Source organism: Nostoc sp. FACHB-152 (genome assembly GCF_014697475.1).
Taxonomy (GTDB): Bacteria; Cyanobacteriota; Cyanobacteriia; order Cyanobacteriales; family Nostocaceae; genus Nostoc_B.
Genome location: NZ_JACJRV010000111.1, coordinates 1 through 16525, shown reverse-complemented (window position 1 = coordinate 16525; position 16525 = coordinate 1). Strand labels below are relative to the sequence as shown.

General features: G+C 38.8%; 22 protein-coding genes. 7 read left to right on the top strand and 15 right to left on the bottom strand.

Annotated elements, in window-relative coordinates; translation table 11 throughout:
- From H6G76_RS33470 to H6G76_RS33455, 4 genes are all read left to right on the top strand, one after another.
- A partial coding sequence (locus H6G76_RS33470) for a hypothetical protein (RefSeq protein WP_242056634.1) occupies positions 1-607 on the top strand: 607 nt, incomplete at its 5' end.
- 82 nt (positions 608-689) lie between these two features.
- Positions 690-1298 carry a hypothetical protein gene (locus H6G76_RS33465; protein WP_190710444.1) on the top strand — a complete coding sequence of 203 codons (609 nt, stop codon included), beginning with the start codon at positions 690-692 and terminating at the stop codon, positions 1296-1298.
- Positions 1299-1362: 64 nt separating this feature from the next.
- On the top strand, positions 1363-2505 hold the full coding sequence (locus H6G76_RS33460; protein ID WP_190710442.1) for a WG repeat-containing protein: 1143 nt from the start codon (positions 1363-1365) through the stop codon (positions 2503-2505).
- A gap of 49 nt (positions 2506-2554) precedes the next feature.
- The gene (locus H6G76_RS33455) at positions 2555-2872 is read left to right on the top strand and encodes a hypothetical protein (protein ID WP_190710440.1); all 318 of its coding nucleotides are present in this window, start codon (positions 2555-2557) and stop codon (positions 2870-2872) included.
- Between the two features lie 25 nt (positions 2873-2897).
- On the opposite strand, the gene H6G76_RS33450 is transcribed toward H6G76_RS33455, so the two are convergent.
- The 8 genes from H6G76_RS33450 to H6G76_RS33420 form a co-directional block, all read right to left on the bottom strand.
- Entirely contained in the window at positions 2898-3191 is a 294-nt protein-coding gene (locus H6G76_RS33450) for a hypothetical protein (protein ID WP_190710438.1), read from the bottom strand.
- Between the two features lie 284 nt (positions 3192-3475).
- The gene (locus H6G76_RS33445; RefSeq protein WP_190710436.1) at positions 3476-4723 is read right to left on the bottom strand and encodes an SMI1/KNR4 family protein; all 1248 of its coding nucleotides are present in this window, start codon (positions 4721-4723) and stop codon (positions 3476-3478) included.
- A gap of 80 nt (positions 4724-4803) precedes the next feature.
- On the bottom strand, positions 4804-5853 hold the full coding sequence (locus tag H6G76_RS33440) for a hypothetical protein (RefSeq protein WP_190710434.1): 1050 nt from the start codon (positions 5851-5853) through the stop codon (positions 4804-4806).
- 163 nt (positions 5854-6016) lie between these two features.
- Positions 6017-7441, bottom strand: a complete 1425-nt coding sequence (locus H6G76_RS33435) for a hypothetical protein (protein ID WP_190710432.1) — start codon at positions 7439-7441, stop codon at positions 6017-6019.
- 73 nt (positions 7442-7514) lie between these two features.
- Entirely contained in the window at positions 7515-7787 is a 273-nt protein-coding gene (locus H6G76_RS33430; protein WP_190710430.1) for a hypothetical protein, read from the bottom strand.
- Complete coding sequence (locus tag H6G76_RS33425) at positions 7781-8320, bottom strand: hypothetical protein (RefSeq protein WP_242056633.1); 540 nt, start codon at positions 8318-8320, stop codon at positions 7781-7783. Before H6G76_RS33425 ends, H6G76_RS33430 begins: the two co-directional genes overlap by 7 nt.
- A gap of 33 nt (positions 8321-8353) precedes the next feature.
- Positions 8354-8515, bottom strand: a complete 162-nt coding sequence (locus tag H6G76_RS37490) for a hypothetical protein (RefSeq protein ID WP_242056632.1) — start codon at positions 8513-8515, stop codon at positions 8354-8356.
- A complete protein-coding gene (locus tag H6G76_RS33420) occupies positions 8506-9018 on the bottom strand; it encodes a hypothetical protein (protein WP_190710428.1) in 513 nt (170 codons plus the stop codon). Before H6G76_RS33420 ends, H6G76_RS37490 begins: the two co-directional genes overlap by 10 nt.
- A 186-nt stretch (positions 9019-9204) precedes the next feature.
- On the opposite strand from H6G76_RS33420, the gene H6G76_RS33415 reads away from it, so the two are divergent.
- Positions 9205-9654 carry a hypothetical protein gene (locus H6G76_RS33415; RefSeq protein ID WP_190710426.1) on the top strand — a complete coding sequence of 150 codons (450 nt, stop codon included), beginning with the start codon at positions 9205-9207 and terminating at the stop codon, positions 9652-9654.
- A gap of 154 nt (positions 9655-9808) precedes the next feature.
- The gene (locus H6G76_RS33410) at positions 9809-10204 is read left to right on the top strand and encodes a DUF2809 domain-containing protein (protein ID WP_313934876.1); all 396 of its coding nucleotides are present in this window, start codon (positions 9809-9811) and stop codon (positions 10202-10204) included.
- 483 nt (positions 10205-10687) lie between these two features.
- Here H6G76_RS33410 and H6G76_RS33405 read toward each other — a convergent pair whose 3' ends face one another.
- Both H6G76_RS33405 and H6G76_RS33400 read right to left on the bottom strand, forming a co-directional pair.
- Positions 10688-11893 (bottom strand): lysozyme inhibitor LprI family protein, encoded by a 1206-nt coding sequence (locus H6G76_RS33405; RefSeq protein ID WP_242056631.1) that lies wholly within the window; start codon positions 11891-11893, stop codon positions 10688-10690.
- A gap of 64 nt (positions 11894-11957) precedes the next feature.
- Positions 11958-12590, bottom strand: a complete 633-nt coding sequence (locus tag H6G76_RS33400) for a hypothetical protein (protein ID WP_190710422.1) — start codon at positions 12588-12590, stop codon at positions 11958-11960.
- A 190-nt stretch (positions 12591-12780) separates the two neighbouring features.
- Between H6G76_RS33400 and H6G76_RS33395 the strand changes: the two genes are divergently transcribed.
- The gene (locus H6G76_RS33395; protein ID WP_190710420.1) at positions 12781-12990 is read left to right on the top strand and encodes a hypothetical protein; all 210 of its coding nucleotides are present in this window, start codon (positions 12781-12783) and stop codon (positions 12988-12990) included.
- Positions 12991-12997: 7 nt separating this feature from the next.
- Here H6G76_RS33395 and H6G76_RS33390 read toward each other — a convergent pair.
- The 5 genes from H6G76_RS33390 to H6G76_RS33370 all read right to left on the bottom strand — a co-directional run bounded on the left by H6G76_RS33390 (position 12998) and on the right by H6G76_RS33370 (position 16099).
- A protein-coding gene (locus H6G76_RS33390; protein WP_242056630.1) for an IS630 family transposase occupies positions 12998-14052 on the bottom strand; the annotation gives its coding sequence in 2 pieces (ribosomal slippage) (positions 12998-13657 and positions 13660-14052; 1053 coding nt in all).
- 61 nt (positions 14053-14113) lie between these two features.
- Positions 14114-14353 (bottom strand): hypothetical protein, encoded by a 240-nt coding sequence (locus H6G76_RS37485; RefSeq protein WP_242056629.1) that lies wholly within the window; start codon positions 14351-14353, stop codon positions 14114-14116.
- Positions 14354-14722: 369 nt separating this feature from the next.
- The gene (locus tag H6G76_RS33380) at positions 14723-15139 is read right to left on the bottom strand and encodes a hypothetical protein (RefSeq protein ID WP_190710416.1); all 417 of its coding nucleotides are present in this window, start codon (positions 15137-15139) and stop codon (positions 14723-14725) included.
- A 158-nt stretch (positions 15140-15297) separates the two neighbouring features.
- Complete coding sequence (locus tag H6G76_RS33375; RefSeq protein ID WP_190710414.1) at positions 15298-15672, bottom strand: hypothetical protein; 375 nt, start codon at positions 15670-15672, stop codon at positions 15298-15300.
- Between the two features lie 202 nt (positions 15673-15874).
- Positions 15875-16099: a hypothetical protein gene (locus H6G76_RS33370; RefSeq protein ID WP_190710412.1), complete on the bottom strand. Its 225-nt coding sequence runs from the start codon at positions 16097-16099 to the stop codon at positions 15875-15877.
- Positions 16100-16525 lie beyond the last annotated feature (426 nt).

Below are 16525 nucleotides of genomic sequence, written 5' to 3'. Positions count from 1 at the left end.
AAAACTCAGTATACCTTTATTCCTTCTTTCCTATTGCCTATTGCCTATTGCCTATTGCCTGACTACACAAGTATGTTCAGTAATCAAACCGGATTCCTATATCAGCAATACAAAGTTAGGACAGCACTATCCCTTGGAATCAATGAAAAAACTTATTCAAATCTCAATTATTATAATTCTATCACTAGGTTTGACATATCATTTATTACGTATTGCTTTTCCAATAACCTATATAGTTGACTGTACCCAAGCTAATAAAATCACGAAAATATCCGATAATTTTATCAGTGCAATTGGTGACCCATCACCAAAAGAAGCAGAAATTATAACACAAAGGTATATCACGAAAGCCTTTTGTTTAAATGATTTAAAGGGTGATTCTAGCTTCAGCCCTAAACCATATTTCTTTAATGTATCAAACTTAAGTTCTAAGTATCAAATTATTGGTTATAGTGGTGCTGGTTTTCGTAGTCCAGGCAATTTACAAGTAAAATTTGACAACGGGACTCTCCTAAATTTTTGCTTTAGCAAGATGGTAATTAACTGCAACCAAGCTCAAGAATGCGATTGTCCTCATGATTTTAACTGGGAACCCAAACCAAAGTGATTTTAATAGTAACTCATGAGAAATATCACAAAAATATAATGTTTACTAAAAATGAAATTTTTAAATATGGATGACTTGCTCCATGAAAATATTTAGCAAAATAGCAATATATATAACCTTATTGATTGGTGTCGCAATTCTAATTATCAGTATTTACCCTGGTGCATTAAATAGTTTCTTTTTTCCAGTTATGCTGGTGTCAATTGTTTGTGTACCATTTGCAGTATTGGCAATTCTCTTCTGGGGATTGAGAACTTTAGGAATACGGGATTTGAAAAGTATTAGACTTAGAAGGCAAACTTTTGTACCCTGGAGAGAAGTTGCTATCATTGCAGGGATAGTTTTAGTTTGTTATGTCCTGCTCAAGTTCTACATTCCCCGTCGTTTAGCATTTATGATATCGCGATCGGCGTTTGAACAAGTTCGGTTACAACTTCCTATTTCTGCAAAAGGAAATATCAAATTAAACCGCAAACTCGGTTTATATGAAGTTGATGAATACGCTATGGATTCTCGTGGTGGTGTATATTTTCGTGTCTTCTGGGGTGGTGATGGTCTAAGTCCTGATACCATGTCCTATGGTTTTGTCCATCAACCGAATAGTGAAGGAAGTCCATTTGGTGCTGCTAAGTACCAAGTATTTTACTTGTACGGTGATTGGTATTGGTTTCGTGTATCCGATGATTTTTAGGGATGACAATTAAGCTAGTTTTGAGTTATGGATAAGTGGCATTACTACTTATTCAGTCACAAATATGAAATCTCATATTCACCATCCCTTGATTTTGCTAGTAGCGATAACTGGGATAACATTGTTTTCAACTCCATCTATATCTAGTGATACTCATCAATCAATATCTCCCATCATAGTTAAGTCTACAAAAGAAAATTCATTACCCCAGTTATGGGATGTAAAAATCAACGGGAAATATGGATATATTGATCACACTGGTAAATTAATCGTTAAACCCCAGTTTGATTACGCTTCGTCCTTTTATGAGGGATTAGCTCAAGTCCAAGTAGGTGAGAAATGGGGATATATTGACCACACAGGTAAATTGGTCATCAAGCCACAATTTAATAATTGCAATCGCTTCTTGAATGGGTTTGCTAAAGTCGAAGTTGCTAAAAAGTGGGGAATCATAGACAGTAGTGGTAAGTTTGTGGCTAAACCACAGTTTGATAGTCTTGAAGCTTTTGTCAATGGTTTTGCTTTGGTTGCTATCGGTAAAAAATGGGGATTCGTTGACAATAAGATTAAATTAGCTATCAAACCTAAATTTGATAGTGCTTGGTCATTCTTTGAGAATTTAGCAGCAGTTCAAATTGGCAAAAAATGGGGATTCGTTGATAACAAAGGTAAATTGGTAATTCAACCTCAGTTTGATACTGCTTGGTCATTTTCTAAGGGTTTAGCAGTAGTACAAGTTGGTAAAAAATGGGGATTTATTAATCCAAAAGGTCAATTAGTCATTAAACCTCAATTTGATGCAGCTTGGTCATTTTATGAGGATTTAGCAGCAGTCCAAATTGGAGGTAAATGGGGATATATTGACCGCACTGGTAAATTAGTCATTAAACCCCAATTTGATATGACTTGGCTTTTTGAAAATGGTTTAGCACAAGTAATAGTTAGCGGAAAATCGGGTTATATTGACCGTACAGGGAAATTAGTGATTGAGCCAAAGTTTGATAAAATTGGTAATTTCTCTGATGGATTAGCAGATGTACAAATTGAAGGTAAATGGGGATATATTGACCGCACTGGTAAATTAGCGATCGCACCACAGTTTGATAGTGCTTATTCCTTCTCTAATGGGTTAGCAGAAGTGCAAGTTGGAGAAAAATCTGGATATATCGATCGCACTGGTAAATATATTTGGCAACCAACCCAGTAATTATATAATTTTCAATAGATTTAAGTCTGAAATATTACGACATAATGAGATGACAATAGAGATGGGAATTCTCCAAATTAATACCGGGAATTACGAAGTGATTCCTGTTGCAACTAGCGAGATATTTTATAAATTTTGGTTGCCTGCTTGTAGGTATCTTGGTTTACAATTCATCAGTCATTTTCATGATGCTTCTTTAAATGTCGTGTCAGTAGAAGATGTTCCTATAATTGTAGAAGAATTGATTTGTTTACATTCTTATATTTTAGAACAAGAAAATTTAGCTTTTATGAGTGAGAGAATAGAACGGATAATCCAGGTATTTCAAACAACAGATACGACATCATATAAATATGATTTTGGATAATGAATTTAATTTTCAAGATTGATGTTTATAATACTTTGATACAGCCGTTTTTGATTTCGATTTTAGAGTCATCTTTGACTTCGACTTTTCCACAAGATGTTTCAATGACAGCAGCTTTACCGCTACCTTGTATCGTTGCGGCTCCAGTCGTACGACCATTGAATGTAACTTCTTTCGTTGAACCATCCATCTGGACTTTCATTACATGTTTGTCCGAGTCGTTATTGGAATATTTGATATAAACAGAAGCCCAAGAGGGGCTAGAAAAAATAATGCTTGGGATAGCAGACAACATCGCTAATAAAAGTATTTTTTTCATGGCTCTTATAAAACCATTTTCATCAATATTTTTATGTATATTTATTTTTTACTTTAGAAAAATAAAAAATGACATGAGTGGTTGTACGTAAATTATATGACTGTGGCTATAACTGCATAAAAATAATTATTTTCGCGCAAGTTTCACATTTTTAAATTAGCCGATGGAGATTAGATTGTAAGTCTGTAAAGGTTAATTAAATTTTCAGATTAAAAAATTAAAAATCAGCAAACGCCAGGTCTAGCACACTCACACTGGAAAAATAGATCCAGATGATGGGTCATTTAGGGATACAATATATTATATATGTACTCCAACCTTTCTAAAATTCGTTGAGATCGCATCTCAGCTTGCTCTGCATTAAAGCCAAAGTTGTACCGCATCTTACCCATATTCTCAATTCGCCATTGGTTGATTTTATAATCTATTTCATCGCTCATCCTCACTTGCTCATTTGTGAGTTCAGGATCGATATTAAGTCCGATGGTTTCTGCAAGGAGTCTGGCAAAATTCACCGAATGAAAGTATGGATAATCTCGAATTAATTCCCCAGAGCGAAGAAAATCTAGTAATCCTTCAATTGTTGATAACCCATATTGAATATCATCTAGAAAATCCTTGAGCCATTTTTCTGGAGAAAACTCACAAAAACGAATCCAATCCCCCTGAATTTCAACCTCGTATCCTTCCTGGGTGAGAAACAAATCGCGCACAGGATTATCCCAATCGACAATTCGTAACAACCCTGGATATTGCCGATTTCCTGGATTTTTGAGCCAATCCCCCGACTTTGCCGCTTTCAACTTTGCGAGGAACTCAGGTAAAGGCTGATTCCATACTTGGGCAGAATTGTTTGCCATAACGTCCTCAATCGACCAGTAATTTCCTAGCCGTTCCCAATTGCCACCATTGCAGACTTCTAGCAAAAACGTTCTGTAAACGTCAGGTAGTTTAATTCCATGTTGTGCTTCTAACGCGCTCAACTTTGCTTCAGAAGCAATTGGCGGATTAGTCGTGATTTGGGCATAGCGATTGTATGGATCGAATTTTCGCAATCGAGCGAGGGTGACGTGAATTCGTTCAGGAACGCTTAACCATTTTCGCAGGGGTAATTGGCAACCGAAATGACGCTCCACTGTAAAAATGTCTTGATCGTATACTCTCACCCTTCCTTGCGGGTCGTGAGAGAATTGAATTTGTAACTGAGTCAACACCTGACAGAATTGCTCTGCATCATCATCAGTCGGAAATAATCCCACAAGATGGGGATGCTTAATTGTCTTTATCTCCCGATACATAAACTCACAAGCTTCAGCCTCATCCGTAAATTCAAACAGCAGCTGTTGAACCGTACCACGCTCGGCATAAACAACTTGCCAGCGTTCGCATAGCGACTCCTGCGGAGTATCATCTGTTTGAATCAAGCAAATCTCATCATCACCCATTTGGCGAATTTGATACAGGCGACAACCTTCGCCCCAAAGTTTAAGATCAAGTAACTCTGCATTCAGATATTGAACATATTCCCACATTTACTCACCTCGAAAACACCCATCTCAATCACCGCCAGTTATGTCTTCACTTGTTATCATGGGTTTTCCCGCTACATTGATTAGGCGATCGCAACCACCTTTATCCCTTGCTTGGTGGCAACAATAGCTTGGAAAGATGTGTAATCAAACACCAAAGTATTAACTACTGCATCCACATCATAGGTTTTTATTATTTCCCCTGTCTGAGCTGACAGCACTACCAGAATTTGCCCTACACCACACAATAACCTGTTGTTATCCAGCCAAACGATATTACTTTGCCAAGGATTTAATCCATCATGGTCATGGTACAACCGAAAGAATTGACCCCACATTTTCTCCCGATATTGTGACGATTTTTCCCATTTTTTCCATATTTCATTGAGTGGTTCCTGCGTTTGCGGGGATAAAGTGCTTAATATCGAGCGTTCAAGCCGAAAACTTAACAAATCAACACCTTGATATCGATATGCAGTATAAGCCAGACGCTGACCATCTGGGCTAAAACTCAAGCCGCCACGATGACAACGCACACCACCTGAATATTCCCCCAAATAGGTCAATTTATCCTCAAGCATACTGTCAATTCTGTAAAATTGATGGGACTCATCCATGTCTACAGAATTAACAATGAGAAACTGCATTTGTGGATCGATGGCAAAAGCAGCATTATAATCTCGCCAACGACGCAACCAACGAATCTGCTCACCGCTTTCTAAATTAACTAGATAAATATCTCCCCAACCCTCACCAACCAATAAATAGCCCTGGCAAGGTGTTAATCCCAACCAGGAAATATGAGTACATTTACCATGTCCATAATACTCATCCTCCTGGGAATTCTCCTCATAGGGTGCATGGGGTAAGTCAACTCGTTGCAAAACGGACAAATCATCCCAGCGACGAATCTCAATCCCATGCTCTAAGGAAACATTACTGGGGGCGATCGCAAACCTGTCTTTATCAGGTAACAAAACAATACTTGGTACTGATTCAAAATCATAGGGTAACTCGATTTGTCCAATTATCCGGGGTTGTTGGGAAATATCCCACTTCACCAAAGAATGAGGGTATATTGGTGCGATCGCCTGTTTCCTTACCCCGTCGTAAATTAGTGCTTTGCAATCCATACACCTTGCCCTCCTAGCCATCGCCATTAATTTTTCGGCTTTGCTAAATCCAGCTATGAAATATTTTCTGAAAGCCTGGAGGCTCTATCCAAAATCCGGCGGAATCATATTTCCATTCAGCAACGTATATTCTGATTATTCCAGAAACATCTCTAATTATTAATCATGACTCCCCTTGTTCTGCCCGAAAAAGCCGGAGAAAGCCCCCATCAAACCATTCCCCATAGTGAAATCGCAGTTCCCCGGATAGTAGCATCTGACCTCGACAGTAGAGAAAGTAGGTTTCCTTTGGGAAATAACTTTGCAAAGGGAGCAATCCTTTTTTCAACGCCGTTCGCTCCCCATTTTGCCAGAGTCTTGCCAGGTGAGATGCTAAACAGTTCAAGAAAAATTCAGCTTTTGGTAAGGAAGGATCTGTTCCTAAAGTTACCAACTCATCTTCTCTTCCTCTCCAATCAACAGACATTTCCCAATCTTCGACGGGAGGTAAACAGGATGTCTGCGAAGCCCAGATAACTAACTCTAGGTACGTCGGCTCATTCACGTTGATAAATAAGGTATTCGCATTTATCGGCATCGTAATTTCTAAAACCGTCAACAAGCCGATCGCATTGTGATGTACACTTCCTGTCACCAGCCGATATTGCTTCCCATCGGCTTCAAAGGGAATCGTATACGGGTACTGCAATTTTGCTTTTTGAAAATGCTGTAGGCAAAGCTGATGAAAGTCAGTTTGAGGTAGTGGTGGATCAAAAAACATCCAATCTAAACACAAACTATTTTTTTCTTGGCTCACAGAAGCACCATCTAAGTAGCGCCATAGCTTTTCAGCTTGGATGACACAGCGTTGCAGATTTGGATAAGCAACTAGACGAGCAAGAATTTCTGGCGAGATTTTACGGTTGAGCAGGTTTGCGATCGCCATCTGATGCAGCAGTTCATATCTAATTGCTGCAACCTGATTGGGTGTATGTAACTGGGCTTTTTCTGCAAAAAATAGTAGATATATACTAGCAGTTTCTTCAATCTCAGACAAAATCTGCGGGATTAGTAAAGAGTGAGTAGGACTCGCAGCAGACACAAAGCGTAAATTCCACTGGGTTTCATTGAGCAGTTCAATTCCCTCAATTTCTTGCAGATTCCTCCAATTTCGTGCAACCTGTATCACCTTCAATGCAGTGTCATAGGGAATACCGTACATCGGATAGTAACTCCCCGGATGCCATAAACAAATTGGTTCATTGAAAGACTCGCCATGAATTTGAAACAGTCGATCTATCAGTTCCCAAACTGCCCAATTTTGATAAACTTGCGGTAGTTTCCAACTGGGATAGCGAATCAACTGTTGACAATTCCTGACAAAGAAGCGATTATCCTCATTCTCGTACATTTCACGCGCCTGAAAGCATTGCCAAAAAGTATCATGTTGGGCATGGCGTGCCAAAAACTGAATTAGGAGCGAATCGTCATATTTAGTTATAGCTTTGCGACTGTGGCAACCAGAGAATAACACACCTGAATCGCTTTGTGCGATCGCTAGTGTATATCCATCAATTAGAACAAACGTTTTTTCATGCTTATCTCTCATCCAGCAACTGGTTCAAATAGGTGAAAAATGCTGTAATAATGATTAAATGCTCGAATTTCTCCAACCTTAACCATTAAAGAGGTATGAATTCAGCATTTTCTAAAGCATTCCTCCAAGCGATACAAGCAGCTAGATTATAATGATACTCCTTAGAGTGATATTCGTGATAACTGCCATTAAAGACAGTAATTTTAAGGGATGAAAAAGCTTTATTTTCTAGATGATAATATTTAATCAGCCCATCGATAATTCCTTCGATTGATGGTGGAATATATTCGTCAGGAATAACGGTCTCATTTGGGATTTGCCAAATAATTTTAATCTTATTGTCTTCTAAGTCTACCATATCTCATCTAGCAAATTTCGTTTTCTTTCTAAAGGAATTGCGGGACAATTTTCAATAAACTGCTTCAACCTAGCCTTGGACAAACCCATTAAATATCCTTGGAAAAGAAGATATGGACTTTGCTGAGAATTCAAGATTGAGATCGATTTTTCAATTTCATAAATCTCATTATTTAAAAAATTGAGATGCATTTGTAACCATTGCTTCGGTGTATAGCGTTCCATCACAACATAAGTCAACAACGGTTGTAAGCAGATTTGAATTTTCACTTCATGTCCTTCTTGTGTCAGAAACAACCCGTAAGTCTCTTGTTCTGGAGGATACAACCCAATTCGTAATAGTCCAGGAAGGACGTTAATTTTCAGGAGATAGGGTAACTCGACTGCATCAGATTGTTTTCCTGTTGCCAGAAATTGAGGAACGAAATCAGGCGGTGACTGATGCCATAACTCAGCACAATTATGCTGCATGATTTCATCAAATGTCATCAAGCGATCGCGCTCGACACAATCCCAACACCCTCCATTTCCCACCTCTAGCAAAAAAGCAGCATAGGCGAATGGTAGCTAAATTTCCAATGCTTTTAGAATCGCCATTGAACCAAGCGGTGGATTTAAGTCTATTGCCAAACACATTCCATCTGGATCGAGGTATTTCAAGCGATCTAACGCCAAACGAATCTCCCTAGCAACTTCAATCATTGCAGTTTGATGGGCGGTTAAATGCATAGCTCTAACCCAGAGACTTGCTCCAAAAACATAGTAGCAAAGGATTCACAACGAGGCATGATTTTTGGAAGTTCAACCCGTAGCATTGCGATCGCAGCATCAACATCCTCACAATCACAGTATAAGTGTTCTAGATGATACCCTAGTAAAGCTTCGGGGGTTTCCGTACTCCCACAGCAGTTGTGAGCAACCCAAGCGATGAAGGATTTTGTTGCGCGATACTCCTGAAAGGAGTGGCTGCCGCCATCGCATTCGATATCCAACAAATAAGCTCGAATAAAAAATTCCTCTGAGTAGCCAAGGGCAATTGGAAGCGTTTCAATCAACCCTTTTTTGAGGCACACTTTCGCATCTTTAGTGGCAATTTCCAGTAAATCATCAGCAGGCTTTTCAATCGCCAGAATCTGAGCATCAGCCCAAGCGATTAGGTTCTGCTCAGACACCAACCCAATATTCCACAGGGTGAGTGCGATCGCTAAAGGACTTGGATTTTCTAGTGACATACTCCTCACATCTTCCACCCAAAAAATGGTGAGATTAAATACTCAGCCTAAAGCTAAAAGTATTAATTTATCGTTAAAAGCAAACAAAAATACTGTAGCTATATCGCCCAGATTTTCGATTTTGCTGTATGTATACGTAAATGTGCAAGATATTAAGTTAACCTAAATTAGGATTTATTAGCTCAAATGTTCCCAAAACTAAGATGGCGATCGCGTAGCGGCTCCCTGGTCGCATCGCTGCTTTTCATATTTCCCTTGGTGGTGGTTGGAATTTATCTGCTGCAACCGGCTACCCCCGCACCTTGTGGAAGCCTGAAAAAATTTGGCGCGCTCGAGCAAGAAGGACGCTGTATCATCAATCGTAACGTTACCCTGGAAGGTAATCTCAAGCGACTGCCCAATCAACTAACCGTCAAAGGCGACCTAACTATTAGCGGTACGTACATTGAAAAACTGCCCATTGCAATGGTGGTTGACGGAAACCTTTTCTTGTACAAAACTAGCATTGCCAAGCTCCCCCCAGATTTGCAGGTTCAAGGAAGTTTCGATCAATATAGTGGATTTGGTTCTCCAGGGGTTAAATGCAGTGCAATCCCTAAAACTGCTTTTATCAAAGGGAATCGCAACTGTCACTAATTGCGATCACAATAGACTACAAATCAAATCTGCTAACTGTATGTCGCCACTCAGCAGACTTTGCCACACTAATTCACTAATTGGATTCATCAATTTAGTCCAATTTTAAAGAACAATGTTACAATCCTGGCGAATCAAACCCAGGAAATCAATCGTGCCTAAACAATTTTCTAATCTCAAGTGGTTGAGATTTAATCCTACCTCTTTCACCCTGTTTGCGATTCTATTTGCAATAGTTGTGATAATTGCACTCTTCTTCCGAGATGATTGGATTAGACCGTTACTAGGCGACGTTTTAATTGTCATGGTGATTGCTTACTTTGTTCATGCTTTTATTGCAGTTCCATTACGGAAGGTTGCTATTGGAACTCTCATCTTTTCCTACTTGATTGAGTTTCTTCAGTTTCTTAATCTCATTGATATTTTAGGCTGGCGAAACTCCCAGCTAGCTCATTTAACAATTGGATCTACTTTCGACTGGCGAGATTTGGTTGCTTATACGCTGGGGATTGTGATCGTTCTCCTCACGGCCAATCGTTTGAAGTCATAAACTACTACTATTTTCCTCTTTATCGAGTATTCATCATTGCTTTGATATGGCGTAAACGTCCTAGATTTAAACGATTTAGGCATTGCTTCCTTCTGGTTTGACTACCAAAAAACTGTGACTATTATCAGAATTATATTTGATGATAGCTAATATCTTCAACTTGGTTTTCTGGATTTTTTATATATTTTCACGAAAATTTTCTATATGAATACTCAAAAGAATCTCAATATTTTTCCTATAAATCGTCCCACTTTCTACATATACATACTATCTATATTCGGTTTTATATCCTTGATATCCTTGATTTGGTTATCGGGAAATACTAAATATTCACTCAGAGGAGGATCATTTAGTAGTTTTTTCTTGACGATTTTAGTCCTAATTATTTCTATTACAGCAGTTATCCTAATTTTTCAAGAGGGAGCAACGCTATTTGATATCGAAAAATTTCTAGGAAGTAATAAACTAGTATTATTTGCCTCTTTATCTAGTATTCATCATTGCTTTGATATGGTGTAACCGTCCCAGATTTAAACGATTTGGGCATTGCTTACTTCTGGTTTGACTACCAAAAAACAGTGACTCAAACTTGCAGTACTGAGTTTGATAACGTTCCCAAAGAGCTTGAGTGGTATCTTGCCGAGATGTAACTGGGGCTTGCTGCGGCTCGTCTTCTGAATCATATACAGCTATCCCCTTTAGATCCGCAATGCGATCGTTATTTAGCCGAGCTAAACAGCGATGATAGAGCATCAGTGCCATAGAATTTTCTTTAAAAGGTTCAACCAACTCAGTACAATGTGCTTCACGATAGTCTTGCCAGTATTTCTGTGCGATCGCAAATGTTGGCTGATACTGCTTCGATAGTTTTTCTGCCCAATCACCATAAATGCTTGATTGCAAAAACTGAGTTGTTTTTGACCAATAGACCGCGCATTGATTTAACCCAAACTGTGTCTTATCTACACAATTTAGCTCTGGAATTCCAGGTAGCACAAAACTATTGAAGAGATCCAAGCCACGAGTAGGTGCTGCCAAAAGGTCTTCTAGTTGGTGAAGTCGAGCCTCTCTGAGAAGCTGATGACATTCCGCCAATCTCAGGGGGTTAAAAACGAATAGAGCTTTTTCGATCTGGCAATACTGAGTTTGATATTGCTCCCAGTGACGTTGCACCGATGAATTTCTCAATTTGAGTCGATCAAGTAAGGATTCAAATCGAGGATCGTGAGATTGGAGGGTAATAATCTGACCACCTCTCTGTAATTCTAGAATGCGATCGTTATTTAATTGCGCCAAACAGACAGATGCTGCAATTGGAAAATCTGGCGTATTGCGTAAGCGTTGAGTCAACTGTTGGCAGTGTTGTGTTTGAAACTGTTGCCAGGATTTATCCGCGATCGCCAGTTGATGTTGAAGGGGTGGAATAAGTTGCGATTCAACATCTTGATAAACCAATAATTTGAGCAAATGGGTTACTTCTGCCCAACGCTTTGCACAGCGATATTCACCCGCTTCAACCTGTCGAACACAGTCCGGTTGCAAAACTCCACCAAATCCTAATATTACGGTTGGACGAGGTAGAGGAGTCCCTGCCTTATGTGACGCAGGGAGAGCTTGGCTCGGTTCCATACCAAACTGAGTTCCAAATAAAATGACACTCGCAAATATCGCAATCTTAAATTTCATCATTTTCCATAATTAATAATCCTCAGTAGCCTTCAACCACTATCCCTGGCATTTAAATTGTATGAGCTTAATCTCCAATCGTGACATAATACCAATAGGAATTGATTGCATGTTTTACCCTTAATCGATATCCTAAAAACAAGTTTTGATCGGGAAGTTTAGCCTGTTCACTATACACAAATCCCTGTGCCCCCCCAAAGACCCTAGCTGTAAAGAACAAAATGTATAATCCATTCTGTCCCCGTTGTGTTTGAATTTCTTTGCTTATTGAAGTGTGATGGTAAGCTGGCGGTAAAGCAGCAATATTGTTCATACCTCCACGAATTTGATTTGACTGTACCAACGCAATTACTTGTTGCCGACTTGCCAAATTTTGATAAAAATTCGCCGTTAGCCAAAACTGTTCAAACGGGACGATAATCCCAATTACCAATCCTAATAACTGTAGTAAAAGTGGAAAAGAACGTCGCCACCGTTGATTTAGAAATGAGCCTTTCTGGATGGCACGCACCCAAAAGGAAATCGCCCAAATTAATCCAATTAATGCTGCGATTGCACCTGAGATCCAAAGCAATGGTAAGAAAAACCATGTCAGCCAATCTAACCAAACAAAGTGCAATAATCGTATTAACCACAGTTCTAAGCTAACGCAAATGATGTAGCGGGCAATCCCTGACTGCCAAACTGAGCGTTTTTTCATAGCTAGCCCTGTGAACGGTTCACTCTATAAGTAATATGCAATCCAGTATAAAAAATATAGTGACTTTGTTGATTCTGAATTGAACTCAGTATATTCTCGTAAATATTAGAAGTGAACTTGTAGTTAAATTGAAGTTTGAAATATGAGGCGTATGATTTGAGTCAGTTCATAGGGGAGTAGTACCAGAATAATGGAAGAAATAGAATACCCTGACTGGACAATTGATCGGCAATGCGCGTTACAGAAACTGGAAAATATCGCTAAGGATTACATTCATTACTTTACATATCAAGCAAGAGACTATCAACCAATGGTGGTGATTTGCTCGCGTGATAAATTGTTAAAAGGATTAGATGCCCTTCATTTAAGTAGGTCGGCGGAAAAATTTACAAGTATGTAACAAACAGTTAAGCAGAAGAATAAGAGTTAAATTTTACACGTTGCGTACTGTAGTTTCCCTTGGATGCTCTATTTTGAACTCCATCAATGACAGCATAGGCAAGGTCTAATTCATCCTCAAAACTTTGAGAAGCTAGTTCATTTTTTTTCAGGTGTTGCCATTCCAATTCAATTGGATTCATCTCTGAGCAGTATTTAGGTAAAAAGAAGATGTACAAACCCATCTCTTCCCACTTTGTCCATAATTGCTGGACTTCTTTGCACCGATGTATCGGGCCGTTATCCTGAACGATGACTCTGATGCGTCCTGATTTTTGGGCTTCAAGTGCTTCAAGCTCCATCATTTGGATATAAGACTTGCGTGAAACACCGCCAATCACCAACCCGTACACAAAACTAATTAGAGGTTGAAGAAACCCAATAATACTTAACCTTCGTCCTCGGCGTTTACTCTGTTCTAAGCGTTTTTGTTGGCCGAGAAAGTAGTAACTGTAACTCGGTTCGCTCCAAGCACAAAACCCTGATTCATCCACATACTTTAAATCAATTTCTCCAACTGCCGCAGACAATTCCAGCATTTCTAAGTCAGCCTGTTTGATTTGCTGTACTACCGGGTCTTGTTTCCCCTTATGACTTTTTCTTGTTCGTTTCCAAATGATCCCCTTTTTTTAAGTACCTGCCTTAACCAGTCAGGACTTAATTTTACGGAGCGTTCTTGTTCTAATTTTTGAGCTAACTGAACACTGTTATATGTACGCGGCTCTTTTTCCAAACATTCTTCTAAGAAAATCATGTCAGCTTCCGCCCACCTTGATTTTCCTCCCCGACCTGCTTTCTCCCAAAGCCCTTCTAAACCTAACTTTTCCCATCTATGCAACACTTCTCTCACTGTTTGGGCAGTCCAGTTAAAGTGTGCTGCTATCTTCTCCACATACCAACCATGTGCGCTCAATCTAATTACTTCTGCTCGGTCTTTGATCTTTTGGGGTACGTCTGCCGTTCTCAGGTTTAACAGAGTTTTATCTTGCTCTCTACTCAGAAATACTCTTAAACGACTGCCCATATCCTTGTTACCTTGGTAGACATATCATACGTATTTACTTATCTTTACATAGTTTGGTTTTTCACCTCGTCTTACTTGCTGTTGGATTTCGGTTTGCTTCCAAGGGAATCGTTACCCACTCACCAACGCGATCTGGTGACCCAAAAAGACAATCACAATTAAACTTTGTAATTACAAAAGGAGTAAAACCAAGTCTAAATTTTAATTCCCCGTGGTATGTGTCACATCCTGTAGAAGTATCTGGTGGAGAATATGTATAGTTGTATAAATATACCGTTGTAGGATATTCTTTAGATGTCACAGTTTCAATGTTTGTAGCATCAAAAGCAGACGATATCAAAACGATAAATGAGACCAACAAAAATAGCACACTCGATAATAATAAATATAGAAAAATAAAAGTTCGCTTTTTTCTAAATGGTAAATATTGAGGATTTTTAAATAATAAAAAACCAAAAATAAAACTTAGTAACAATATAGTTATAGAGAATAGAAATTTAGCACCCTCCAAAGTTGGAATAGTTGGTAAAAATATAATTCCGATACCCAGAAATGGGGTAGTCAGAAAAACCAGAAGTTTGAAATTTCGATGATACATTTTCTTACATTTACTACAATTATTGGCATAACAGCCACCGCCTTTGCGTCCACTGTAAACTGTGGTTAGGTGCTAACTGCCATATTTTTTCGACTTACTCACTATGAAAACTAAGCCAGAAGCAACAATTTGATAAGGAATGAGCAAAACTGCCCCAGTAATAGCTTTCAGAGTCCACCCAATGCCCATTATCGATCGATAAAGTTTTATTGCTTCGTCTCTGAATTTTGGAGCAATATTTCTGAGTCGCTCTTCGTCTGACCAGCCATTAAAATCAAAACCCAGATAATCAAGCCGCATCTGGGCATATAAATCTGGTAAATATGCCAACAAAGTAACTAGAAGTACGCACGTCATCAAAGATAGAAAACTGCTTAATAGCAAACTAGTTATATAACCTTTCCGCCTTAACAGAAAAGGTATGGCAAATGGCGTTATTACCATCATTACCAGAATAAAAAAATAAATTGCCGAAGAGATATACTGCATTTTTACCTAACTATTTATTCCACAGGAGAAAATCACATCATTAATTGTACTTACTGAACTGATTATTAATTTTGATAAGCAGGCAGTTGACAGTTGCTAAAAGCCATTATTATTAAGATTTTCAGTATTTTAATGATGGTATGCTTCTTTACGTCAAACTATATTAGTAAACCTCGTTGATCGCAGTTTGCTTGTGTACCCGATTGCTCTCTTCCAGGTCTTACCCAAGCTATATCTCGATCAGAATCCAACGTCATTTGTGTATCTCGCTCTACATCACTTTGAAATCCACCACGGGTTGAAAATCCTGGATTGTTGCGAGGACTGGTAAACATATGATAAACAATTACTGCCTCTGTCCGCCCCCAAAGATATTGTTGCGCTAGGGTGTCCGCCCCCCTCGCATCTCCAACAACAAAACATTCGTTTTGAGTGATCGCGCGATCAATCAAAGGACGGTAATGGATCTCAAATTCTGCTTGAGTTATATCAAGGTGTCCACTGATAAAATTAACAACCTTTTTACTTCTCATCTGCTGGCTTTCCATATATTCACAACTTTTGCCCATATGCTACTTTTGTAGTACATATGCTACACTGAATTTATTCGATTGAACTGGAGTTATGCGAACAATTGTAGTTGGCGATATTCATGGTTGCTATGCAGAATTGCTTCAACTATTAGCCAAAGTAGAAATTACAGAAGAAGATTGTTTAGTCAATCATATTTTTAACTCAGTACACATCCTCAGTTCCACTGAAGTAATAAAACGGCAAGTTTTTCTGAATCACTAACTCTACTAGCATTACACCCAGTGGTTCATATTCGTAGTAATATCTAACTTGACTGTTGGTTCCAGGAAGTGGTGGTTGAGCGCAGGCTGCACCAGGAGAACCGCAAGTTACCTTCACAGGTATAAGTAAAATTCCTACTCCTAATACAAGTATCAATTGTTTCATTGCGATCGTTTACTCGTATGGCTTTTAATGTGTTCAAAATTACTATACATATTCTGCTCGCATAGTTTTATATGGATAATGTTTAAGTCGCTTGCCTATAAAAATTGGTTATTTTCAGATGGTAGTAGACAGAGCAGTAGTTTCAGTGGTGCAGGGGGGAGAACGGTAGTGTGGAGATACATTTTCTTAGCTCTTAAACATCTCCTGTCTACTGGTTTATCAATCCTTAGTATCTACAATTATGTGCGACTTTGACAAAGGCTTCATTTTATGTACTTGCAAGGACAAAGAAAAACCCATTGTGCATAACAAAAATTTGAGGCGATAAGTAGTTAGGTGCAATTAAATATAAAACGCTCCAGTGTGTATTCACCTGCTTTGCTACGATTTTTCATCCCATCCATTACAGCAATCGCTAAATCGTAC